Raw genomic sequence first — 24,981 nt, 5'->3', positions numbered from 1 at the left:
GGAATAAAAATGAAAAAATTAAGTACCACGCTCTCAACCCTGCTAATCGTGTTGTTGAGTCCAGTAATAGACGCGCAAGAAGCTCACAGTGAGCGCACGCCTGAATATACAGTGGCTTATGATTATCCGAGCCAAACTGGGGTAATGGAAGTGCTAAAACGAGTACGTGGGTATTATAAATCCACCAGCCCACAAACCATTATTGACGGCCAAACAGGCAAGGTAATCAGTGACTTTTCTAAACCTAATAAACATGCCCAAGTATCCGATGGGTTTGCCAGCGAGTGGTCTTATACCCATGGTGTAGTGTTGTCTGCTTTTGATTACATTACTGAGGTAAGTGGCGACCAACAGTTTTTTGCTGATAACACTCAATTTTTTGATTTTGTGGTAGATCATTTACCTTATTTTTATGAGCAAGGGGAAACCTTTGGCAAACAGGAGAAAATCAAAAACTGGGGGCGCATCATGAATTTTCATGCTCTGGATGACTGTGGTTCTATTGGTGCAGCCATGATTAAAACCTATTTAAAGACTAAAAATGGTGATTATCTTAAGACGATTAATCGTATTAATGAGCATGTCTCTAAACATCAATTCAGGTTGAGTGATGGCACCTTAGCCCGCCATCGTCCGCAGTATGAGTCTTTGTGGGCCGATGATATCTATATGAGTGTGCCGTTTTTAGCCAACATGGGGGTATTAAGCGGCGACAATCGCTATTTTGATGATGCGGTTAAACAAATCCTACAAATGGCTGAACGTTTGTATGTTCCAGAAAAAGGTCTATTTGACCACGGCTGGAGCGTAACATCAGCGGATTACGACCCGCGCTTTTATTGGGCTCGAGCAAATGGCTGGACACTAATGGCCATGGTCGAATTGTTAGGGGTTTTACCCGAACAATATCCAGGCCGCGACAAAATATTGCATCTTTATCGTTCTATGGTGAAAAGCTTAGCTGAGTTACAAGATGGCACTGGCTTTTGGCACAACATGTTAGATAAAAACAATACCTTTTTAGAAACCTCCGCTACCGCCATGTTTACCTTTGCAATTGCTAAAGGCATTAACCAAGGTTGGATTAATCATGTTTATGGCCCAGTTGCTTTAACTGGCTGGAACGCCATTACAACTCGTGTATTGGCCAACGGTGCGGTAGATGGCACGGTAGAAGCCACTACTTTTGCCCATGACAATACTTACTACTTCAATCGTGGTGCAAGCATACATGCAACCCATGGATATGGCCCTGTGTTATATGCCGGTGCTGAAATCTATCGTTTGTTAGCCAACGATAAGATCGAGGTTCAAAAAGCCAATGCCAATTCCATTAACAGCACCTACCACTATCGTTTAAAAAGTGAGTGGCCAGCAAACCAATAATGTCCAGCAATTGATAGAAGAGAACCGTGTGATGAAAAACAGAAGTTTATGGCCTAGTTGTTTGTTGGTGATTCCTGCACTACTTAGCTGCGTCTCAAATATTGCAATAAGTAAAACGCCAGAGCTAGAAAAGACTCGAGTTATTATTACCAGCGATGGTGAAGTTGACGACGAGTGCTCATTAGTGCGTTTTCTTTTGTATGCCAACGAATGGGACATAGAAGGGATCATTACCTCTAGTTCACAATATCATTGGCAAGGTCATAAGTGGGCCGGTGACGATTGGGCACAACCTGTATTGAATGCTTACGCTAAAGTACATGGCAATCTCATCAAACATGATCCTCACTACCCCAGCGCGGAATTTCTGCAAAAGCGTACCTTGTTAGGTAACGTAAAAGCGGAAGGAGAAATGGATGAAGTCACCCCCGGCTCTGAGCGCATTGTTGAAGTACTGTTGGACGAAAGTGATAATCGCCCTGTTTGGTTACAAGCTTGGGGCGGCACCAACACTATCGCTCGAGCCCTAAAAACCATTGAACAAGAACATCCCGATAAGATGGCCTACGTGGCCAACAAAATACGTTTTTATTTTATTTGGGAACAAGACACTACCTATCAGGATTATATTTTGCCCCATTGGGGTAAATATCAAATCCTAACTATTATTTCTGACCAATTTTGGGCCCTTGCCTATCAGTGGAAAAAGATCCTCCCTGCTGAGCTGCAAAAATATTTCGCCGCCCCCTGGATGAATGAGCACATATTACAAAATCATGGACCGCTTATGGCCTCATATAAAGCTCATACCAAAACCAGCTATGGTTTGATGGGAGACTATGATTTTAGTCCGGGAGATTTTCGTTCCGAAGGCGACTCACCGGCGTTTCTGCACACCATTAGCACTGGCTTACGGAGTATGGAATCGCCCGACTGGGGTGGTTGGGGTGGTCGTTATATCAATGTACATGATAATACCTGGCTAGATCCCGTGCCTGTTGAAGATTATACCTACCCCAAAGGACGCTGGTATACCAGCTCTGCGTGGGGACGTATGAGTATGCGTGAGGGAACTAAAACCACGGAGGCGCAACGCACAGAGTATTTCAAACCGATGTGGCGTTGGAGCGTCGCATTACAAAATGATTTCGCGGCGCGAGCTGATTGGAGTATTAAATCTTTTGCAGAGGCTAATCATCCACCGGTAGTTGAACTCGCCCATGAGCAAGATATCTACGCAACTCCCGGTACTGTTATCAAACTCGATGCAAAAGGTAGCCATGATCCCGATGGTGATCCTTTGACTTACCAATGGTGGCAATATCAAGAGGCCGATACTTATGCTGGAACAATAAGTATTAAAAACGCTGACCAACAACAAGCCTCATTTGTAGTACCCAAGGATGCCCCAAAAGGCCAAACCATTCACGTTGTGGCCGAAGTGAAAGATAAGGGTGAACCAGCCTTAACCCGCTATCGCAGAGTGGTAATTAAGATTGAGTAACGCACTGCAATAAATTTGTAGTCACTAACGTTTCCCTTGGTGTGGTGGATCTCTCGGTCTCTGGATCCATCGCACCAATTTTTAATTTTGATAGGAGTCTCAATGCTCGGATTGCGCATAATGTGGTTGGTCGTCATGGGACTGCATATAACCTTAGTAGACGCGGCGCAAAAGCCCCTCCCCTTACCCTTTGACGTTAAGGCTCAACTATTTGACCTAACAAATGACAATACTCGTGGTCTCGATTTTGCGCCCAACATTGAAAGCTTCGAGGTGTTTGTTGCACAACAACATACCAATAAATATAACCATGGTGCGGTATTGATGCCTTTTAAGGGCGAGCTGTATATCCAATGGCAAAGTTCAGCCTTAGATGAAGATGCGGCGGACACCTCAATACTATTTAGTAAAAGTCAGGACAGCAAAAATTGGCAGACGCCACTCACTTTAGTGGCGGCGCGTGAAAATGCCATCGTCACTAATGGTGGTTGGTGGACCAATGGCGAAGAGTTAATCGCGTTTATCAATGTGTGGCCAAGCTTGTTGCAACCTAAACAGGGTTACGTTGAATATATTTCTAGCACCGATGGCTCACACTGGAGTCAGCCTCAGCGCTTAAAAATGGCTAATGGTGACTGGGTTGCAGGGGTAATAGAACAAGACTTACGACAGTTGCCAAATGGTCGCATTTTAACCACTGTGCATGCCCAACCCGGCTTAATTGCCACCCCCTATTACACAGATGATCCTTTGGCATTGAGTGGCTGGACAGCGGGCAAAATACCCAATTTACCCCATACTGGAACGGTGAGTCGTGAGTTAGAGCCCAGTTGGTTTGTTAAAAAAGATCGCAGCATAGTGATGATCTTCCGCGACCAAGCCAGTAGTTACAAAACCTTAGCCTCTGTCAGTACCGATAATGGGCAAAACTGGAGTGCCCCTGCACTTACCGCCCTGCCCGATTCTCGGGCCAAACAAAGTGCCGGTAATTTGCCCGACGGTAGTGCATTTATCATTAACAACCCCAGTGCTGACAATACCCGAATTCCTTTAGCTATCACCCTCAGCGCTGATGGCTCAGTCTTTGATCGCTCTTATTTATTGCGGGCGGGAGGTGAGGATTTACCTCCCCAAAAGTATCAGGGCAAATATAAACGAGCGGGCTACAGTTACCCCAAAAGTATTGTCTGGAAGAACTTTGTATATGTCAGCTATGCCGTCAATAAAGAGGACATAGTAGTTACACGTGCTCCGCTCAATTCGCTGTTATTAAAAAATTGATTTATTGCTTGAATTTACAAGCGCAAACCTAGTGAGAAAAAATGATTAAAGTGACAATAAAACAACAAAGTGCTGCTATTGCGCAGGGATTATTACTGGTCTTTTTGTTATTAAACCGCCCCCTTAGTGCCCAAGAATTAACACTTGATGATTTATATCAAGATGTGCCTTTTGTCATGCCAAAAGTTGTCTTGCCCAGCATACCTGTCAGACAGGTGTCATTATTACAATTTGGTGGTGTGGCCGATGGTGTGAGCGACAATACCCAGGCTTTTGCTGATGCTATTCAAGCATTGGTAAAACAGGGCGGAGGACGCGTTATTGTGCCCAGAGGAATTTGGCTAACTGGACCTATTCAGTTGCAAAGCAATATTGATTTACATGTTGAACATGGCGCTTTGATTAAGTTTTCTGTTGATAGAAATCTTTATCCCATGGTGCATACTAACTTTGAAGGTCGCGCAAGTTGGCGTCCTATGAGCCCTATTTATGCCAAAAACACCCAAAATATCGCCATAACTGGCAAAGGTATTATTGATGGTTCTGGTGATAGTTGGCGCTTGGTTAAAAAATCCAAACTGACCGAAGATCAATGGCGAGAATTAGTGGCAAGTGGTGGTGTTGTATCTGAGGATAATAAGACGTGGTATCCATCACTCGAGTTCAAAGAAGGAACGAGACAATCTCGTGTTTACGACACGTTCAAATACAACCAACAACAAGCCACTAAAATAAAGGATTTTTTACGTCCCGTAATGGTGTCATTGGTCGACAGCGATAAAATTTTACTCGATGGACCGACCTTTCAAAACTCGCCCGCGTGGAATATTCACATCCTTACAAGCCAAAATGTTGTGGTCAGAAATACCCAAGTCAGAAACCCCTGGTATGGGCAAAATGGTGATGGCATCGATCTGGATTCAGTCAAAAATGCGCTGATCTATAACAACAGTTTTGATGTGGGTGATGACGCCATATGTATTAAGTCGGGCAAGGATGAAGAAGGCCGTTTACGAGCGATGCCCACTGAAAATATTATTATAAAAAATAATGTGGTTTACCACGGCCATGGCGGCTTTGTGGTGGGTAGTGAAATGTCTGGTGGAGTAAAAAACATTCTGTTCAGCAAGGCTACTTTTATTGGTACCGATATCGGTATTCGTTTCAAAACCACGCGTGGTCGAGGCGGTATCGTTGAAAATATCTGGGTATCCGATGTTGATATGGTGGGCATTAAAGGCGCGGCGGTTAGCTTTAATATGTATTACGCCTTCAATACCACAGTCACTAAAAAAGACAGAAACAGTAATAAAAGCGCCGAACCAGTGGATGAAACGACACCTCAATTAAAAGATATTGCAATAAGCAATATTCGAGCAATCGATGTGGGCACTGCTGCCTTATTCCAAGGCTTACCAGAGATGAAACTAAGCAATGTAACAATGGAAAACGCTTATTTTGCGTCACAAAAAGGCATCTCTATAGTGGATGTTCAGGATATATCACTGAGTAATATTGAGGTTCATTCCGTACATGATGAAGCCCTTGAAATTGTTAATGTTAAGCATGCCAATTTGACTAACTTGCAGCTTAAACCCAAGGCGTTTGTCGTGGTTAAAGGTCAAGAAAGTGACAAGGTGAGCTTTGTGAATAATCAAGCTGGTTTGACAGAATTCCCTGTAAAAAATAGCCCTGAAGTTAAACCAAACGCAGTGAGTGTCAAATTCACGGATTTTTAAGTGTATTAACGCTCCTTTATCCCCAAGGTGGAAGCATGTTTATTAATTTCAACCCAACGTTTAAGCTGAGTGCGAAGAATGTCAGATAAGTTAGTCGATGATTTAAGTCCTGAAACTGATTCAGGCGCTATTACTAAACAACAATGGAAATGGTCTGCCTTGGCGGGAATGGCATCTTATTTAGATGCAGGCTCTATTGTGGCATTGGGCGCGGGACTCGCGCTTTTTCAAAAACAATTTGGTATGTCAGATGGAGCTCTTGGCGCTTTAGCAGCGATTGGACCTAATGCGCTTGGTTGTGCCCTAGGGGCATTTTTAGGTGGATGGTTGGGCGACAAGCTAGGCCGAAAATTTATATACCAATATGATTTATTACTCTACGCCCTGGGTATTCTGTGCATCGCTTTTGCCGGTAGTGTGGAGATGTTATTTGCAGGCACTTTTATTGTGGGTGTTGCCGTAGGGGCTGATATTCCAACCTCATTAGCTTTAGTGGGCGAGCTCGCTCCTGCCAAAGCCCGAGGAAAGTTACTCGGTTTTACACAGGTCGCTTGGTGTCTTGGCCCAACCATAGTGTTGTGGTTGGCCTTAGCAGTTGCTCCACTCGGCATGCTTGGTATCAGAATAGTATTTTTACATCTATTTGTGATTGCCATAATCACCTGGGCACTGCGCCGAGGATTAACTGAATCTATACGTTGGAAACAGGCCAAATCACGAACGCTTTCAGTGGCAGAAAAAGCCAAACAATCCTTGGGTGCCTTATTCTCTGGAAGCAATCTCAAAGCACTAATTTGGACTGGCACCATTTACCTATTTTGGAATTTAGCGGCAGGCACGGCAGGCGCTTTTAATTCTTACCTGATTACCTCGCACAATGCCGACAATCAAGCACTCGGGGTTGGTTTACCGAGCGTGGCATTTATAACGGCAATGTTAGTGGCAATTTTTGTTTTTATGCCTTACTCAGACAGAAGTCATAAAACGCGCAAAACCTTGTGGGCTATTGGCGCCATATTACAGATCTCGGCCTACGCTATGTTAATTGTTTTACCCTTTAGCATTCCCGTTATCATTGCCAATATTGTGTTGTTTGCTGCAGGCGGCGCCTTAGCAGGCGAAGCCTTTTATAAAGTATTTAGCCAAGAGCTGTTTCCCACTATGTTGCGTGGTACGGCCCAAGGGTTTACCTTCGGTTTAGCGCGGGTCGCGGTTGGAGTGTGGAGTTTTTATGTGCCAGCCATTGCTAACCAAGGCATTCCAACCTTAGCAACCCTACTGACGATTTTTCTGGTGATCAGTGGTGGTGTCGGATATTTCTTTATGCCCAACACCTCTGGTAAATCCCTAGAACAAATAGAGCACGAACGAGGCAACTCATGATGCTTAGTCCAACACTCAACATTGACCGTCTACGTTGTGAATATCTGCACGCGCCACTGGGCATAGATGAGCGCGCTCCGCGCTTAAGTTGGGCTCTGAAGTCTGACCGTCGTGGTGCAAAACAAGTCGCCTATCGCTTGATGGTTGCCACTACCTTACATAAGCTGGCAAATGCAGAATATGACCTGTGGGACAGTGGTCAAATAGCGGGAGCACAAAGCAAGCATATTGTTTATCAAGGTAAAGCTCTGCAATCTCGCCAACAATGCCACTGGAAAGTTGAAGTTTGGGATGACAGTGGTCAGTCTGTGTGCTCAGCACCTTGTTATTGGAGCATGGGCTTATTAGACGGATCTGATTGGTCAGCAAAGTGGATAGCAGCGGATCCTCAGATTATTACTCGTGATCCCCAAGCCCAAACACCAAGCTTAAGCATTCCAGGGTCCCCTGCCCTGTTTCGGCAAAACGTAGGCTTAATCGCAGCTCCCAAAAGAGCAACACTATATGCCTGCGCCAGAGGAGTATTCGAATTACGCGCCAATGGCGAGCGGATTGGCAATGATATCTTTGCTCCAGAATGGACAGATTATGCCAAACGTATTCACTACCGTACTTACGACATCACGTCTTTACTTATACAAGGTGATAACGTCCTTGCGGCCACATTGGGTGACGGCTGGTGGAGTGGTTATGTTGGTTGGCAAGAAACCCGCGCCCGTTATGGCTCACTAGAAAACAGTTTGTTGTTGCAGTTAGAAGTTGAATTAGCCGATGGCCAATTACTTACCTTCGGCACCAATAAGCAGTGGCGTTGCAATACCGGACCTATTCTATTTTCTGATTTTATGCTTGGTGAACACTATGATGCGCGCCGTGAACACTTTAACTGGGATCAAGCGAGCTTTGCTGAGGCCGATTGGTTAGCGGCTCTAGAAGTTGCCGCACCAGAGCTTCCTTTAGTGGCTCAACGCTCTGAACCTGTGCAAATTGTTGAACGCTTAGCCCCCGTAGCCATCAATGAAATAGAGTCAGGAAAATTTATTTATGATCTCGGCCAAAATATTGCTGGTTGGGTATGTTTAACGGTTAATGCCCCAGCTGGCACAAAAATCACCTTACGCCATGGTGAACGCTTAAATCCAGATGGCAGTTTATATACCGATAACTTACGTCGGGCAGATTCAGTTGATGTCTATATTTGTAAAGGTGGTGAGGCAGAAACTTATCAACCTCATTTTACCTTTCATGGTTTTCAATATATTGAAATTAGCGGTTTATCTGCACGTGAACAACTGAGCTCGGTCATAGGCTGTGTAGTACGTTCAGCCACCGCAGATAGTGGACAATTTGAATGCTCCCATGCAGGAGTAAATCGACTTTGGCTCAATGGTTTATGGGGTCAAAAAGATAATTTTTTGAGTGTACCTACTGATTGTCCACAACGGGATGAGCGCTTAGGTTGGATGGGCGACGCCCAAGTATTTTTCCGCACCGCCACTTACAATATGGATGTGGCCGCCTTTTTTACTAAATGGATGATAGACGTCGAAGATGCCCAAACCGAGGAAGGCATATTCCCCGATACCGCACCACGCTTGCAAGAAGGAGAAAACTTTGTTGGTTTAGGCCAGTTGGGTGGCGGCGCAGGATGGGCTGACGCTGGGATAATTATTCCTTATGCCATGTGGCGTGTTTATGGTGATAGGCGCATTTTAGAACGTCATTATACCGCCATGGTGAGGTGGGTCGATTGGATTGCTAGGCATAACCCCAATGGATTGCGCCTTAACAAACTCGCCAATAACTATGGAGATTGGCTATGTATTCCGGCAGATACTTCATTTGGCACCCATTCGGCTATGAAAAATTTACTGGCTACCGCCTATTGGGCCGATGACTGTAGCAAGTTAAGTGAAATTGCCCGTGAGCTGGGCCATGAGCAGGATGCGCAACGCTTTGAACTTATGTTTAACCAAGTTAGAAAGGCGTTCCAACAACAATGGTTGCAAGATAACGGCCGCATTACCACAGATACACAAACCGGTTATTTACTTGGCCTCGCTTTTAATCTCATTCCAGAATCCTTACGCTCTGCCTGCAGTGAACATTTGGTAAAAAATATTGAGTCTCTCGATTGGCATTTGAGCACTGGGTTTATTGGCATTAGTCATCTTAACCCACAGCTCACCTTGGCAGGTTATAACGATGTGGCTTACCGATTGTTATTGCAGGATGATTACCCTTCTTGGCTTTATCCCATTAAACATGGCGCTACCACTATTTGGGAGCGATGGGACGGTTGGACCGAAAGCGACGGTTTTTTTAACCCTCATATGAATTCCTTCAATCATTATTCTCTTGGCTCAGTTGGCGAATGGTTATTTCGCCATGTGGGCGGCATAGAGCTCGATCCCTTGTGCCCAGGTTTTCAGCAATTTGTATTAAAACCTTATATTGGCGAAGGTCTTGATTTTGCCAAGGCTAGTTATTGTTCTATGAATGGAGAAATCGTCAGTCATTGGCAGCGCAATGGCCAGAACTTAAGCTGGTCTATCACTGTTCCACCCAATACTAGCGCCCATGTTTATGTACCAAGTTTAACTAATACTCTGGTGTTCGAAACCGCTGTGGCCATTGCATTGGCAGAAGGAGTGAGAGTCATTGAGCGCCAAGATAATTATGTATTGTGCAAGGTAAGCGCAGGTCGCTACACCTTTAGTTCAACAATTTAGCTCAGCTATTTAGCTCAACAAATTAGGAGGGAGCAGTACCATGAACAAAACAGTTTTAAGGGCTTGTCTTGTCGTCGCCTTAAGCACAGCTTTGTTTTTGAGCCATTTGGCCAATGCCACGCAAGTTACGGTTGAACAATGGGATATATTTCAAGTTGAGTTAGAGGGGCCTAAAACCGGTAATCCTTTTGTAGACGTGCGTTTTTCTGCCGTGTTTGAAAATGCCTCGAAAAAAATCGAAGTACCCGGCTTTTACGATGGTAACGGTAAATACATCGTGCGTTTTATGCCTGACATGGTCGGTCAATGGCGTTATGAAACCCTATCTAACCGTTGGCCTTTAACCGGCAAACGCGGCACATTTGACGTTAACCGAGCCAGTAAAAACAACCATGGACCGGTGCAGGTACATAATACCTACCACTTTGCCTATGCGGATGGTACTAGCTACAAACAAATAGGTACCACTATCTATAACTGGCTCGATACCCCCATAGAAGTGCAACAACAAACTTTACAAACCTTAGCCACTTCACCTTTTAATAAAGCTCGAATGTTGCTCACTCAACAACCCACGCCCTATCGAAATAAATTTCAACCGGCCTTGTGGCCTTATCAAGGTAAGCCGCCTTATGACTGGGATTTTACGCGCTTCAATCCAGATTTTTTTCGGCACTATGAAAAACGTATTGGCCAGTTACGAGATATGGGTATAGAGGCCGATGTCATACTCTTTAACCCCTATGGTAAGTTTGGCTTTAATTCCATGGATGAGGTAAATGACGAGCTTTATGTACGCTATGTAGTGGCACGCTTTACGGCGTATCGCAATATTTGGTGGTCGGTGGCCAATGAGTATGATTTTGTGCGAACCAAAACCGATGAAGACTGGGATCGTATTGGTCAATTAATCCAAAAGATTGACCCATATAACCACCTGCGTTCAATCCATAACGGCAAGTTACTGTTTAACCATAATAAACCTTGGATCACGCATGTCAGTATGCAAAACGGAGTGGCAGTGCAAAGCCCAGGGGCGGCAGAAATCTATCGTGATGTCTATCGTAAACCCGTGGTTTATGACGAAATCAAATATGAAGGCGATGCAAAATTTCGATGGGCAGACCTAAGTGCTCAAGAGTTGGTGCATCGTTTTTGGGCGGGTACTATAGCGGGCACCTACGTAGGGCATGGTGATTATTTTAATATCGAAGGTGAAGATACCTGGACATCATTTGGCGGTAAATTGACTGGCAATAGTTCACCACGCTTGGCATTTTTGCGCGATATTATGCAGCAGGGTCCTAAAGATGGGATCGATCCTATCGATAAATGGCAGAACCCTGATATTGGGGGTGTTGCTGGCGAATATTACCTATTCTATTTTGGCCACGAAAAGCCCCAAGATTGGACTTTCTCATTATATAAACAAGGAATAAGCGATGGGATGCGTTTTAAGGTAGACATCATCGATACTTGGGATATGACGATAACGCCAGTTGAAGGTGAGTTTGTGACCCAAAAATTCGATAATTATCAATATACAGATGCAAAACAGCGAGTCGTGAAATTACCGGGTAAAAGCGGCATCGCCATTCGTGTGACTAACCTTGATGTAAACGCTAATAAAACCAAGGCAAATGAGCTAATTGATCCCAATGTCCACTAATAGTTTTAGGCTTTAATAAGTTAAACAGTGGGGCAAATTATTGAGTAAATTTGCCCCATTGCAGGTTTGCATGAGTTTTAGTGCTTATTATCGCAAGCAATATACTCAACCACTTCAAGATCAAAACCCGAAATAGCTAAAAACTTCACTGGGGCACTTAATAAACGCAGCTTTTTAATACCAAGATCACGCAAAATTTGAGACCCGGCACCAACCTGTTTGTAAGCCATATCAGGATTGGCACGGCGTCGTTTACCATGCAAAAGATAATCGATACTTTCTTCAATATCCGCAGTACTTTCAGAGTGGCAAATATACACTAGGACACCACTGCCTTCTTCAGCGATATATTTGAGTGCTGCGCGACAATCCCACGAGCTACCATCATCGCCTGATTGACGAATGCTGAATACATCCTTGGCGGTATTACCCACATGCACCCTAACTAAGGTGGGATTATCTTCACTAATATCACCTTTGATTAAGGCAAAATGATGTTCATTAGTTGTACTATTAAAATAGGTTTTTAATACAAAATCACCGTACAGAGTGGTGACCTTACGCTGATTTATGCACTCAATAGTGCGATCACGCACCATACGATATTGAATTAAGCCAGCAATAGTAGCTATTTTAATATTGTGTAATTTGGCAAAAACTTCTAACTCTGGACGACGAGCCATGCTGCCATCTTCATTCATAACTTCAACAATCACCGCAGCGGGCTCTAAGCCAGCAAGACGAGCTAAATCACAACCTGCTTCGGTGTGACCTGCGCGACTTAACACTCCACCAGCTTGCGCCATGATTGGAAAAATATGTCCAGGTTGCACTAGGTCTTGTGGCACTGCGTTTGGCGCAACTGCCAATCTAACGGTTTGCGCTCTATCTGCTGCCGAGATACCGGTTGAAATTCCTCTAGCGGCTTCAATACTCACGGTAAAATTCGTCGTATGTTGGCTGGTATTGTCACGCACCATAAGCGGCAGATTTAATTGGCGACAACGTTCTTCCGTCAAGGTTAAACAAATTAATCCCCGTGCATGTTTAGCCATAAAATTGATATGTTCAGCTTCGACACAAGACGCCGCCATCAAAATGTCGCCTTCATTTTCGCGGTCTTCGTCGTCAAGCAATATAACCATTTTACCTTGACGAAAATCGTCAATAATTTCTTCATATGTATTGAGTTGCATAAATACCCTAACTAAATAATTGTTTTTGACTTAAATAAAACGCTAAATAATTTGGTTTTGAAACCAAGAAAAAACCTCAAATAAGCTGCCAAACCATAACGTTTAAATTCACTAAAACCATAATATTAATGGCGTTTAATTTGCACTATTAACAGCTTACTTAAATCTAATATGCTGCGATTATTGTCGCAAATGTGTCCTTCCAATGTTTGTTATCCACATTATGAAAAATGCATGGCATGCACTACTTTGTGGTACATTGTTTCACTTTGTGTTATTAAAATTACACTTTTTGATAACTTGTCAGCTCTAAATCACCTTCCGCACTTTGACTGAACACTACTGTTTAGATTAGTAGCTTCACGCTGCTTAAATCTATTAAAGAAACGATTTTGGTCAGCATGAACACCAAGGTGGAGCACATATATATACGATTAACTTTAAATTAACTGCAGGACGTTAATATTCACTATGGTAGGTAAAATTCACCCTCTATCGTTTGACCCACAAAGGCCCGATTTTTCACCTTATGGTTTAACTTGTGTACATTGGAAACCCTCTCCAATGCCACGCCCTGACCACCACAGTGAAGTGGAACTCAATTTTCTAAAATCTGGCTCAGTCACTTATCTTCTTGGTGGTAAAAAAACAGTAGTTGAAGTAGGGAAATTAAGTGTATTTTGGGCCGCAATCCCTCATCAAATTATTGATTTCAGTCCAGATACTGTCTACTTCGTGGCCACTATCCCCTTACAGAATTTTTTACAGTGGCGCCTACCCGAATACTTTGTTGAACAATTAATGCACGGCCAGTTTATTAGTGATCCAACTAGCGATCGATTTGAATCAGACAGGCAACTATTTGAACACTGGGTAAACGATTTACAAAATCAATCCACGGAATTTGAACATCCAGTGCTATTAGAGATGCAAGCTCGCTTAACACGTTTAGCTTATAAACTACCGGTCGAAAATCGTGGTGAATGTTTTACATCCATTGCCAATTCCGGTCTTAATAAAGTGGAACAGATGGCCTGTTATGTGGCACAAAATTACACCGAAAAACTGACAGCCGCGCAAATTAGTGAGTTTGTTGATTTACATCCCAATTATGCCATGAACCTATTTCAAAAAACCTATGGCACAACACTAATCAATTACCTTACCCAACATCGTATTTCCCATGCTCAGCGTCTATTAACGACTACCGATTTGAAAGTAACGGAAATTGCCTTGCAGTCTGGTTTTATCACCATCAGCCGGTTTAATGATGCTTTTGTTCGCTCTTGTGGTTGTTCACCACGTGATTACCGCAAATCTCATCACATGACTGAAGATGTTCGTCGTGTTGGCACATAATCCTTAACTCGCCCCCACCTCCAGTCATAACATAAAAGCCTACTGTCACCTTTCAGGTAACAATAGGCTTTTTTCAATTATAACTGTGCTTATTTATGGTAAGAACTGAATAACGCTTCGCGCGCTAAGTTTAATGCAGTTACGGCATCTTGACGTTTTTGTGCTTCACGCATAGCTTCAAAATCAAGCTTATCAAGAGCACGCTCGATGACTTTTAGAAATCCAATGGCACTATTGGCCGCGGCAACTGAATCTTCGCGGAATGGGAATTGATCCAATTGCCATACACCTTCCCAGTTATTTTTACGTAAGGTATAAAAGAACTCGAACAATTCGATTGGATGCACAGAGCCAGCAATAAGATCATCATCCCAGCTTCTAAAGTTATCATTAACATCCATACCAAATAAACGACCATGGTCGATGGCTAATTGCGCCGCATCGGCAGGTGATTCTCCACCGTACAATGAATGACCAAAATCCAACAAAATCCCAACGTTTGGTAAACCCATTTTTTCGATACCCAACAAGGTACGAGATACACTGTCGTAACTCATATGGGCGCGAGGTTCACGAGGTTTATATTCGATTACAAATTTCAAATCAGGGTTTTGACTAGCCACTTCCGCTATGCCTTCAACACTCAGTTTCCAAATTTCTCTATGATCAACTTGGAAAGGATAATCCCAACCATCTTGTCCCGGCCACAATTTAACGTAATCTGCACCAAAACGACGAACCACATTAGCAGCATCATTGACCATTTCATTGGCTAGACGACGAATGCCAGCATCAGGGTTAGTAAATGCGCCTTTTGAAAATTGGCGAGTGTAAATCTCTGGGGTGATACCAATAACCGATAAATTATTTTTCTTTAAGGCAACCTCTACTGCATCCAACGACAGCGAAGAGTCAACAAAAGGGTAGTTAATATCAACCACGGACAAATCATCTACTTGCCCTGCCAAATCAATCATTTCGAGTAAACTTTTAGGTGGACCATAACCATCAGTTGCATATCTATCGACATAAGTCGCGAAGTGCCAAATGCCTGCGCCATATTTTTGTGTGCTTTTCATGATGATTATCTCTCCAAAAGATTTTTAAGTGAAAACCCGTCAAACTATAAGCTGACGATTAATTTGCGATAATGACTTTTACACCAACAGCTTCTATTGCTGCTTTGTCATCATCTTGAATACCCTTGTCTGTAACTAAAATATCAATCTGCTCTATACCATCAAGGCGACAAAAAGAGCGCTTACCCACTTTGCTCGAATCGGCCACTAAGATAATGCTCTGTGCAGAGCCAATCATGGCCCGTTTGACCGCGATATCTGACATGGACGGATAAGTTAAACCATTCTCAATGTCCATTGCCGCTGTGGCCAAAAACAGTTTTTGCACAAATAGACCTTTAAAATAATCCGCTGAGCGATCGCCGCTAAGGGATAATGTCGGTGCTTTAAAATGACCACCACTCATGTGTACATCGAATTCAGGTTCAGCCCCTAACATCAAAGCGATGTTGAGTGCATTGGTGATAACAGTGACATTATTTTTACCAAACAAATTGGCCGCCACTGCGGTAGTCGTCGAGCCAGAATCTAAGATAATGGTCTCACCATCTGCCACTAAGGCTGCCGCCGCACGACCAATAGCCTGTTTGGCCTCGGCATTATCCTGATGGGCCAAAGCCATGGAACGCACCTGATCAGGAACCGATTTAAGAAAGGCCCCACCATGTTCGCGTACCACATGTCCTTCGTTTTCCAACTTCTCTAAATCTTGGCGCACGGTAACTTCAGAAACACCAAAGGCTTCGGCGAATACGCTAACCCGTGCACTACCTTCTTCTCTTAGCCACGCCAACATTTTATTACGGCGAATTTCGCCCAGTTGACGGCCTTGCTGTTTTTTCCCATTCATCATTCAACTCTCTGTGATAGTGAATCGAGTCATGCCTTATTTTGTAAAAATATGGCCGTCTCTGCAGATCCTTATCTCACTGTACAACATTTACAGAACCAAAGCGAAAGTAATCGAAAGTCGAATGCTTACTAAAACACTAGATATAAATTAATAAACACTATATAGTGAATTGAATTAACAATAAAGTACCTGAATAATAATTATGCTTACAAATATGCAACTTACCCGAAAATCGTTGGAATATCGTCGAGATACGCTGCGATGGATCAAACATGCTGGCGCAGGGCATACCGGCGGAAGCTTATCCTGTTTGGATATACTCAACGTGCTGTACAACCGAATTCTGCGAGTTTCTCCCCAGACTTTTACTTCATCAACGCGAGATCGTTATGTACAAAGTAAAGGGCACTCGGTTGAAGCACTTTTTGTGGTTCTGGCTGAACAAGGTTATTTCCATGAATCGGAATTAGAAACCTTGTGCCAATACCAATCACACTTTGTTGGTCACCCCACGCGGAAAATCCCTGGTGTTGAGCAAAACACCGGCGCCCTTGGTCATGGTTTGCCCATCTGCACAGGTATGGCCATTGGCGCAAAAATGGATAATGCGGATTTCCGTGTATTTACCTTGCTGGGTGATGGTGAAATAGCCGAAGGGTCTAATTGGGAAGCAGCGATGGCGGCGTCTCATTACAAATTAGATAACCTCACCGCTATAGTCGATTGCAATACCTTGCAAATTTCCGGACGTACTAGCGATGTCATGAATAATGAGCCCTTAGCAGAAAAATTTGAAGCTTTTGGCTGGGCAGTAAAAACGGTAGATGGCCATGATTTAACGGCATTAACTGAAGCACTCGAAAAGCCCCTTGTTTTGGGTAAACCCAGTGCCATTATTGCTCGTACAACAAAAGGTAAAGGCGTTAGTTTTATGGAAGACGTTGGTAAGTGGCATCACGGTGTGCCAAATGATGATGAATATGCTCGCGCACTAGCAGAAATAAACACAGCACTGGCTGCGTTGAAGGAGGATTCACTATGAGTGCTCCCGCTCCCTCTATGTATAGCAACGCAGCAAAAGCCATGGCCGCCCAACTCGGTTTAACCCAAGGCCGTGCAAATTTAGAAGTATTTGCTGAAACCTTGCAACAGTTAGCTACCCAAGATAGCAGGCTTACCGCAGTTACCAGTGATTCCAGAGGCTCTGGCAAATTAGGTCCTTATAGCCAAGCGCTACCTAAACAAATTGTTGAAGTCGGTATTGCTGAGCAAAATTTAGTGGGCATTGCTGCAGGACTTGCCTCAGTTGGCAAAAATGTTTTTGCGGTTTCTCCCGCGTGTTTTTTAACGGCACGTTCATTTGAGCAGATAAAAAATGATGTGGCCTATTCTGACAATCATGTGACCTTGGTTGGCATCAGTGCCGGTGTTAGTTATGGTGCGCTGGGTACGACCCACCACTCTTTACATGATTTTGCGGCACTACGGGCAGTGAATAACATGACTATTGTGGCACCGGCAGATAACTTTGAAGCCATTGAATCGGTCAAAGCGTCAGCAGCCTCAAACTCGCCAGTCTATTTACGTTTTGGTAAAGCACCTTTATATGATTTACCCAAGCACGCTGATTTTATCTTAGGCAAAGCGAGAACCATACGTGAAGGCAATGATGCGGCATTTATTGCCACCGGCGAAACTGTCATTCATGCTCTGTTGGCTGCAGCTCACTTAGAACAAAGCACGGGTCTTCAGTGCCGAGTTATCAGCATGCCAAGTATTAAACCTTTAGATACTGCTGCTATTTTAGCTGCCGCCGCAGAATGTAAGGCTGTCGTCACGGTTGAAGAACATATGGTAAACGGTGGTTTGGGTGAAGCCTGTGCCGCAGTCATTGCTCAATCAGCCTTTAAACCGATCCTAAAAATTTGTGGGATCCCAGACGAATATACGGTAACAGGTAGTCAGGCTGATATTTTTAGTCACTATGGTATCTCCATGGAAGGTTTGGCTAAGACTATGCAAACCATATTAAGCGTATAACGACTATGTCTTTTATCTTAGCCATAGATCAAAGTACGTCGGCCAGTAAAGCCTTACTATTTGATAGTCAGGGTAAGGTGCATGCACGTGCTTCACTAGAGCACAAACAATATTACCCTCAGCCTGGCTGGGTAGAACACGATGCAGAAGAAATTTGGCAAAATGTTATATCCGTCGCCACTACTGTGCTGCAAAGTAATCCTGAGTGTATTACCAGTCTGTTGGGCTTAAGTATTACTAACCAACGTGAGACTATAGTGATCTTCGATCGCCAAAGCGGTCGACCTCTCTATCCGGCTATTGTTTGGCAATGTCGCCGCGGCGATGCTATTTGTAGTGAGCACCTAAAATCTGGTGTTGAGCCTTTAATTCAGCAAAAAACCGGCTTACGTATTGATGCCTATTTCTCCGGTTCTAAACTGCAATGGTTAATCCAAAATCACCCTGAGTTAGCCACTAAACTGGCCAGTGGTGAAGCCTTAATTGGTACGATAGATAGCTACCTTATTTATCGTTTAACACAAACTCAAGTGTTTGCCACTGACCATTCTAATGCCAGTCGTACTCTGTTATTTGATATCACGCAATTACAGTGGGACGATGAACTATGTTCACTGTGGCAGGTGCCTAAACAGGCTCTACCTGAGGTACGTGAAAGCCAGGCTCAATTTGGACTAAGCACGTTGCAAGGTATTTTGCCAAAAGCCATCCCAATAGTGGGTGTCATGGGAGATTCACAAGCTTCTTTATTTGGCCAACGCTGTTTTGCCCAAGGTTCTGCAAAGGTAACTTTTGGTACTGGCTCATCGGTATTACTGAATATTGGTGCTGTACCCCAGTTTTCTGATAAGGGCATGGTCACCGCACTGGCCTGGGTCATTAATGGTCAAGCAAGCTATGCATTTGAAGGGATCATAATTAGTTCAGCGGCCACCTTAAACTGGTTACAAAATCAGCTGGGACTATTTAGCAGTGTTGACGAAATCGAAGTAATGGCGCGTCAAGTTGAAGATGAACAAGGTGTTTATCTGGTTCCCGCATTTTCAGGCCTAGGTTTACCTCACTGGCAAGCTCAGGCTCGAGCAGCTATTTTAGGGCTGTCCGCGCAAAGTGATAAACGTCACATTGCTCGGGCGGCACTTAATTCTATGGCCTATCAATTACGAGATGTATTAGATGCCATGCAAGCCGACAGTGGGGTTGAGTTGACGACACTTTATGCAGATGGTGGCCCCACCGCCAATCAGTTACTTATGCAGTTTACTGCCGATATTACAGGTTGCAGTTTAAATATTTCCACTGCAGCCGATTGCTCTGCCTTAGGAGCCGCCATGATGGGCTTAGTCGGATTAGGCCTTTACACCTCGTTAGATACCTTGCAACAATTTCCTAAACAAGAAACCCACTGTCGCCCATTAATGGCAAACGACAAAGTTATAACCCTCTACACAGGCTGGCAAAATGCGGTATGCCAAGTGCTTGCCGGTGCGACAAATAAGCAAAATAGGACGTGATATTATGAGATTCAATAAATTTTCTTCCATATTAATGAGCGCGGTGTTGGTTTTGGCCACGTTGTTATCAGGCTGTGGGCAAGCTGATAAAGCAGAACAAAATCAAGCCCCCACTAGCAAACGTATTGCGGTAGTGGTTTCCACCTTAAATAACCCTTGGTTTGTTATTTTGGCAGAAACAGCCAGAGATCGCGCCATTGAACTCGGTTATGAAACAACGATTTTTGACTCGCAGAATGACCCTTCAAAAGAAGCGGCACATTTTGAAAATATCGTCGCTTCCGGATATCAAGCGATTTTATTTAATCCAACTGATGCTGATGGCTCGGTAGCCAATGTACGTCGCGCTAAAAATGCCAACATCCCGGTGTTTAGTATGGATAGAGAAATCAACGCAACTGATGTTACCGTTTCTCAAATCCTGTCTGATAACTATTCCGGCGCCGTATTAATCGGTAAAGAATTTGTCAAACAGGTGGGTAAAACCGGCAAATATGTTGAGCTGCTAGGTTTAGTGGGTGACAACAATACCTGGAATCGCTCTAAAGGTTTCCATAGCGTGGTTGACCGTTATTCCGGCTTAGAAATGGTTGCTCAGCAAAGTGCTGATTTTGACCGAGCTAAGGCCCTTGAAGTGCTTGAATCTGTATTACAAGCAAACCCCGATATTAATGCCGTCTTTTGTGGTAACGATGCTATGGCCATGGGTGCTTATCAAGCACTAGCGGCATCGGGCAAAGCTGAGCAAGTTAAAGTGTTTGGTTTTGACGGTGCCGACGATGTAGTCAAGCTTATTGCTGAAGGTAAAATTGCCGCCACCGGTATGCAGTTTCCTAAGGTTATGGCCAGAACCGCCGCCGAAAGTGCCGATGCCTATATTAACGGCAAACGTGATTTTCCAGCCAAGACACCAGTCGGGGTAGAGTTAGTTACCTTGGATAATGTTGCACAATACAGTGATTTCGGTCGCAAATAGGGTTGGTTTATGTCTGATACAAAGCTGGCTTTTATCCTTCGTTTTAAGGCATGGATTGTTGCCGGCATAATTATTTTGCTGGTAGTTAATTTTATGCCTCTATTTTCGATAGTGCCCTTACATGCAACCCAGCAAAAAAATCTAGTCGCGCAATTTGATGCCAAGTCTTATGTGGCTAGATTTTGGCAAGAAGATTTACAAGAGGCAGTTAAAACTGCGGTAGATGCCACAGTTTTACTCGATCTAATGCAAACAAAGCCCGCTGATGCTGCCAAACGTTATGGTCATCGTTTAGGTTTAAGTAGCTCTGTCACCTATTTTGTTAAAGGACAGGGAACTGTTGTGTTTTTTGAAGATGGCATAGTTGGCCTAAGTTTGCATGACAATGACTTGGTAATGGTCGAAATTGATACCGGTCCCATTTTTGGCAATGCGGTTCGTGATGGTTCTGGTGTATTGAGTATTAGTGACTTTGCTAATACTCAAGACTTTAATGCGGTTTCTGCCGAAATAAATCTACAAGTAGAGCAAGAAGTTCTGCCTTTAGCGGTGAACAATGGCAAAGTTGGCAGCCTTCTTTATTTTGTTGGAGCCGTCGAAGTAAATGACTTTGAGACTACGCCTACGGTACTGAGCTTAGTACCTGTAGTGATAGAGGCTCTATGACCAGTTCGCCAGACATAGTGTTAGAAGCACTGGACATTTGTAAATCTTTTCCTGGGGTAAGAGCCCTAGATAAAGTAAGCCTGACTTTAAGAAAAGGGCGTTTAACTGCATTGCTTGGTGAAAACGGTGCGGGTAAATCAACCTTGATGAATATTGTCGCGGGCGTGTTTAAACAGGATAGCGGCGACGTCAAACTGGCGGGCGAAACTGTCAGTTTTAACACCCCACGTGAAGCTCGCGAAGCTGGCATATCAATGATTTTCCAAGAGTTAAATTTGGTGGCAAATTTAACCGTAGCGGAAAATATTTATTTGAGTCGTGAGCCCTTAAATAAGCTAGGGTTTATCGATGCCGATAAAATGAATAAAGACGCGGCAGACTTACTTAAGCAATTAGATTTAGCGGTTGAGCCCACTACCCCGCTAAGCCAATTACGCGTTGGTCAGCAACAAATTGTAGAAATTGCCAAAGCAATTTCTTGTAAAGCCAAGGTGCTCATCATGGATGAGCCAACCTCTGCTATCACCGAACATGAGATTGAAGTGCTGTTTGGCATTATTAATAAGCTCAAACAGCAAGGTGTAGCGATTGCTTATATTACTCACAAACTTGAAGAGTTAGTGCGTATAGGTGACGACGCTATTGTTATGCGTGATGGCAAGCTGATCAGTAGTGCTCCCTTAAAAGATCTAACACGGCCAGAAATTGTGCAAATGATGGTAGGCCGCGAAATGAAGTCTATCGCCTCTCGTCAATCTCCTGAACTGGGTCCAGAAGTATTACGTGTTGAGCAATTATCCCTAAAGCATCCACAGCGTGTTAATGACTTTGTATTCAAAAACGTGAGTTTTAATGTACACAGTGGTGAAGTATTAGGCATTTTTGGTCTGATGGGCGCAGGACGTACTGAGCTGCTTGAGTCGATTTTTGGTTTACATCACCGTCAGGTGGCAGGTCAATTTTTTGTCAACGGCCAGCCAGTGAATATCACCAGTCCGCAAGACGCGATCAAGCTTGGTCTGGCATTGGCACCAGAAGATCGAAAAAGTGAAGGCTTAGTTTTAGGCATGTCGGTGCAAGAAAATGCCAGTTTGGCGTGTTTAGCCCAATTTGGCAAAATGGGTTTTACCGATCTCGATGCCGAGCGTCAGTTGGCGGACGATATCGTCGCGCGCTTTCGGGTAAAAACCCCTTCTGTGCATCAAACCATTCGTAACCTCAGTGGCGGCAATCAACAAAAAGTCATCTTAGGCAAATGGTTAGCCAACAAACCTTTGGTGCTCCTATTGGATGAGCCTACCCGTGGTATTGATGTTAACGCCAAAGACGAAATTTATAAGTTAATTCATGAATTAGCAGCAGAGGGTCTTGCCGTCATTGTGGTGTCCTCAGAATTACCAGAGGTACAAGCCTTGACTGATCGTGTCATCGTATTGTGTGAAGGTAGAAAAACCGCTGAATTCAGCCGGACCGAAGCAACAGAAGAATCAATTATGTCGGCAGCGTTGCCAAATGGAGTAGAAAAATCGTGAATACCCCCACTTTACCTGCGAAGGAGTTATTGGCCAAATCACAGTCCTTAATTGCCTTAATCATTATGGTTATTGCCATTTCATTGCTGTCTGATTCATTTTTAACCCCCGATAATGGCTGGAATATTTTACGCCAGATTTCCGTCAACCTGTGTTTGTCCATAGGGATGACCTTAATCATTTTATCTGGTGGTATTGATTTATCGGTGGGAGCGATTTTGGCCTTAGCCGGTGCGGTGGCTGCTGGCGTATTAAAAAATGGTATTGCCTTACCCATGTTCGATATCTTGTTGCAGTTTTCCCTTGCAGGTGCTGTTGTGATCGGTATCGCTGTTGGTTTTATGCTTGGTTGGTTTAACGGTTTTGTGATTACTCGCTTTAGATTGCCGCCTTTTGTCGCAACCCTTGGTATGTTTAGTATTGCTCGAGGCCTAACCATGTTGTGGACTGGGGGCTTTCCGGTTACTGGACTGGGCGAAGACTTTTCATTTTTAGGCACTGGGGCGGTGTTTGGCATGCCAATGCCGGTGTGGATCACCCTAGCCTTAGTCGTCTTATTTGTCGTCATTACCCGTAAAACGCGTTTTGGGCGTTATCTGTATGCAGTGGGTGGTAACGAACGTGCTGCGCGCCTAACAGGTATCAATGTTAACTCCATAAAAATATGGGTGTATGCCCTAGGTGGCGCATTAGCGGGTGTCGCCGGTTTGTTGGTCACTGCCCGTCTTGATTCGGCCCAACCCAACGCCGGTTTGGGTTATGAATTAGATGCAATTGCAGCGGTAGTCATTGGTGGTACTTCTTTATCCGGTGGACGTGGCACGATCATGGGCACGGTGCTGGGCTGTTTAATTATAGGCGTACTCAATAACGGCTTGTTTTTGCTCAACGTTTCACCATTTTGGCAACAGGTCATCAAAGGTTTAATTATCTTGATCGCAGTAGCAATCGACCGCATCAATGCCAATGATCAGGAGCGTTAAGCATGAAATTTTTGCTTATTTTATTACTTAGCACTTCACTGTTAATCACTGGCTGCTCAAACGACGAAGTCCGTCACCGTGTCATTGTCTCAACCGATATTGGTGGTACCGATCCTGATGATTTTCAGTCCATGGTCCATCTTTTACTTTATGCGGATAGCATAGATATTGAAGGCTTAATATCCTCACCTTTTGGGCCGGGGCGTAAACAAGACATCCTTGATGTAATCGATGTCTATGCCGTAGATTACCCGAAGCTAAAAAACCATTCAGCGCGTTATCCTACGGCTGATGCATTACGCCAAATCACCAAACAGGGTGAAACGCAAACTGCACCTTATGCTGGTATTAGACAAGCGACGGCAGGCTCTAACTGGATTATTGAACGTGCTCGTATTGATGACCCACGTCCTTTAAATATATTGGTATGGGGCGGTATTGAAGATTTAGCTCAAGCCTTACATGACGCGCCAGATATTCTACCCAAATTGCGGGTGTATTATATAGGTGGCCCTAACAAAAAATGGGGGCCAGATGCCTATCAATATATTGCTGATAACTTTCCCAGCCTGTTTATCATCGAATCCAATGCCACTTATCGCGGTTGGTTTGTTGGCGGTAATCAAGGCGAAGATTGGGGTAATACCACTTTTGTCACTAAAAATGTCGCCGGTCATGGAGCCTTAGGAGACTATTTTGTCGGGCATCTAGGCGGTGAAATTAAAATGGGTGATACACCTTCACTCGCTTGGTTACTCAAGGGTAATCAAGAGGATCCTTCACAACCTGGTTGGGGTGGTCAATATGTGCGTACGTGGACCCGCTCCCACACAGTTTTTGAACGTCTAACTACAGCCAAAGATGAAATAGAAGAATTTAGTGTAATGGAGCTGGTATTAGCCCTACCTGACAACCTGCCAACGCAACCTGAGGCTAAGCTATTAATAGAAAACTTAGCCTTAATTGGTCACTTTGACGGAAAAGGAAACGTGCGTTTTCGTTACTCGCCTAAGGCCGCAAAAACCTTTACCTATGCTTTGCAGAGCAATATTGCTGAATTGCACGGTCAAACAGGGGCGATCACTGCAA

The 24,981-nt window shown here is 44.0% G+C and carries 19 protein-coding genes; 16 read left to right on the top strand and 3 right to left on the bottom strand.

From position 1 onward, the window contains the following. Positions 1-9 precede the first annotated feature (9 nt). The 7 genes from AX660_RS21980 (at position 10) to AX660_RS21950 (ending at position 11,694) form a co-directional block, all read left to right on the top strand. On the top strand, positions 10-1,386 hold the full coding sequence (locus AX660_RS21980; RefSeq protein ID WP_068382195.1) for a glycoside hydrolase family 88/105 protein: 1,377 nt from the start codon (positions 10-12) through the stop codon (positions 1,384-1,386). A 31-nt stretch (positions 1,387-1,417) separates the two neighbouring features. Beyond that, positions 1,418-2,890 (top strand): nucleoside hydrolase-like domain-containing protein, encoded by a 1,473-nt coding sequence (locus AX660_RS21975; RefSeq protein WP_068382193.1) that lies wholly within the window; start codon positions 1,418-1,420, stop codon positions 2,888-2,890. Positions 2,891-2,992: 102 nt separating this feature from the next. Then, positions 2,993-4,171, top strand: a complete 1,179-nt coding sequence (locus AX660_RS21970) for a sialidase family protein (RefSeq protein WP_082769075.1) — start codon at positions 2,993-2,995, stop codon at positions 4,169-4,171. A 41-nt stretch (positions 4,172-4,212) separates the two neighbouring features. Continuing rightward, positions 4,213-5,910, top strand: coding sequence for a glycoside hydrolase family 28 protein (locus AX660_RS21965; RefSeq protein ID WP_068382191.1), 1,698 nt, complete (start codon positions 4,213-4,215; stop codon positions 5,908-5,910). Positions 5,911-5,988: 78 nt separating this feature from the next. Then, positions 5,989-7,293, top strand: coding sequence for an MFS transporter (locus AX660_RS21960; RefSeq protein ID WP_068382189.1), 1,305 nt, complete (start codon positions 5,989-5,991; stop codon positions 7,291-7,293). Beyond that, on the top strand, positions 7,290-10,025 hold the full coding sequence (locus AX660_RS21955; protein WP_082769074.1) for an alpha-L-rhamnosidase: 2,736 nt from the start codon (positions 7,290-7,292) through the stop codon (positions 10,023-10,025). Before AX660_RS21960 ends, AX660_RS21955 begins: the two co-directional genes overlap by 4 nt. Before the next feature lie 40 nt (positions 10,026-10,065). Next, entirely contained in the window at positions 10,066-11,694 is a 1,629-nt protein-coding gene (locus tag AX660_RS21950) for a DUF5060 domain-containing protein (RefSeq protein WP_082769073.1), read from the top strand. Between the two features lie 77 nt (positions 11,695-11,771). Here the strand turns inward: AX660_RS21950 and ribBA are convergent, their stop codons facing one another. Then, positions 11,772-12,890 (bottom strand): bifunctional 3,4-dihydroxy-2-butanone-4-phosphate synthase/GTP cyclohydrolase II, encoded by a 1,119-nt coding sequence (gene ribBA, locus AX660_RS21945; RefSeq protein WP_068382187.1) that lies wholly within the window; start codon positions 12,888-12,890, stop codon positions 11,772-11,774. A 564-nt stretch (positions 12,891-13,454) separates the two neighbouring features. Between ribBA and AX660_RS21940 the strand changes: the two genes are divergently transcribed. Continuing rightward, positions 13,455-14,249 carry a helix-turn-helix domain-containing protein gene (locus AX660_RS21940; protein WP_068382185.1) on the top strand — a complete coding sequence of 265 codons (795 nt, stop codon included), beginning with the start codon at positions 13,455-13,457 and terminating at the stop codon, positions 14,247-14,249. 89 nt (positions 14,250-14,338) lie between these two features. On the opposite strand, the gene AX660_RS21935 is transcribed toward AX660_RS21940, so the two are convergent. Continuing rightward, positions 14,339-15,328 (bottom strand): sugar phosphate isomerase/epimerase family protein, encoded by a 990-nt coding sequence (locus AX660_RS21935; protein ID WP_068382183.1) that lies wholly within the window; start codon positions 15,326-15,328, stop codon positions 14,339-14,341. 58 nt (positions 15,329-15,386) lie between these two features. Continuing rightward, a complete protein-coding gene (locus tag AX660_RS21930) occupies positions 15,387-16,181 on the bottom strand; it encodes a DeoR/GlpR family DNA-binding transcription regulator (protein ID WP_201027490.1) in 795 nt (264 codons plus the stop codon). A gap of 214 nt (positions 16,182-16,395) precedes the next feature. On the opposite strand from AX660_RS21930, the gene AX660_RS21925 reads away from it, so the two are divergent. From AX660_RS21925 to AX660_RS21890, 8 genes are all read left to right on the top strand, one after another. Continuing rightward, entirely contained in the window at positions 16,396-17,223 is an 828-nt protein-coding gene (locus AX660_RS21925) for a transketolase (RefSeq protein ID WP_235594814.1), read from the top strand. After that, complete coding sequence (locus AX660_RS21920) at positions 17,220-18,221, top strand: transketolase family protein (RefSeq protein WP_201027489.1); 1,002 nt, start codon at positions 17,220-17,222, stop codon at positions 18,219-18,221. The genes AX660_RS21925 and AX660_RS21920 overlap by 4 nt, the downstream gene beginning before the upstream one ends. A 5-nt stretch (positions 18,222-18,226) precedes the next feature. Next, complete coding sequence (locus tag AX660_RS21915; RefSeq protein WP_068382177.1) at positions 18,227-19,735, top strand: FGGY family carbohydrate kinase; 1,509 nt, start codon at positions 18,227-18,229, stop codon at positions 19,733-19,735. A gap of 4 nt (positions 19,736-19,739) precedes the next feature. Next, positions 19,740-20,711 carry a D-ribose ABC transporter substrate-binding protein gene (locus AX660_RS21910; RefSeq protein WP_068382175.1) on the top strand — a complete coding sequence of 324 codons (972 nt, stop codon included), beginning with the start codon at positions 19,740-19,742 and terminating at the stop codon, positions 20,709-20,711. A 9-nt stretch (positions 20,712-20,720) separates the two neighbouring features. Beyond that, complete coding sequence (locus tag AX660_RS21905) at positions 20,721-21,377, top strand: DUF2291 family protein (protein WP_068382173.1); 657 nt, start codon at positions 20,721-20,723, stop codon at positions 21,375-21,377. Further along, positions 21,374-22,909, top strand: coding sequence for a sugar ABC transporter ATP-binding protein (locus tag AX660_RS21900; RefSeq protein ID WP_068382171.1), 1,536 nt, complete (start codon positions 21,374-21,376; stop codon positions 22,907-22,909). Before AX660_RS21905 ends, AX660_RS21900 begins: the two co-directional genes overlap by 4 nt. Next, the gene (locus AX660_RS21895; RefSeq protein WP_235594813.1) at positions 22,906-23,892 is read left to right on the top strand and encodes an ABC transporter permease; all 987 of its coding nucleotides are present in this window, start codon (positions 22,906-22,908) and stop codon (positions 23,890-23,892) included. The genes AX660_RS21900 and AX660_RS21895 overlap by 4 nt, the downstream gene beginning before the upstream one ends. Positions 23,893-23,894: 2 nt before the next feature. Further along, positions 23,895-24,981, top strand: a 1,087-nt coding sequence (locus AX660_RS21890) for a DUF1593 domain-containing protein (RefSeq protein WP_068382168.1), incomplete at its 3' end; no start/stop codon positions are given.

Source organism: Paraglaciecola hydrolytica, assembly GCF_001565895.1.
Lineage (GTDB): Bacteria > Pseudomonadota > Gammaproteobacteria > Enterobacterales > Alteromonadaceae > Paraglaciecola > Paraglaciecola hydrolytica.
This window is presented reverse-complemented; position numbering and strand designations above follow the sequence as displayed.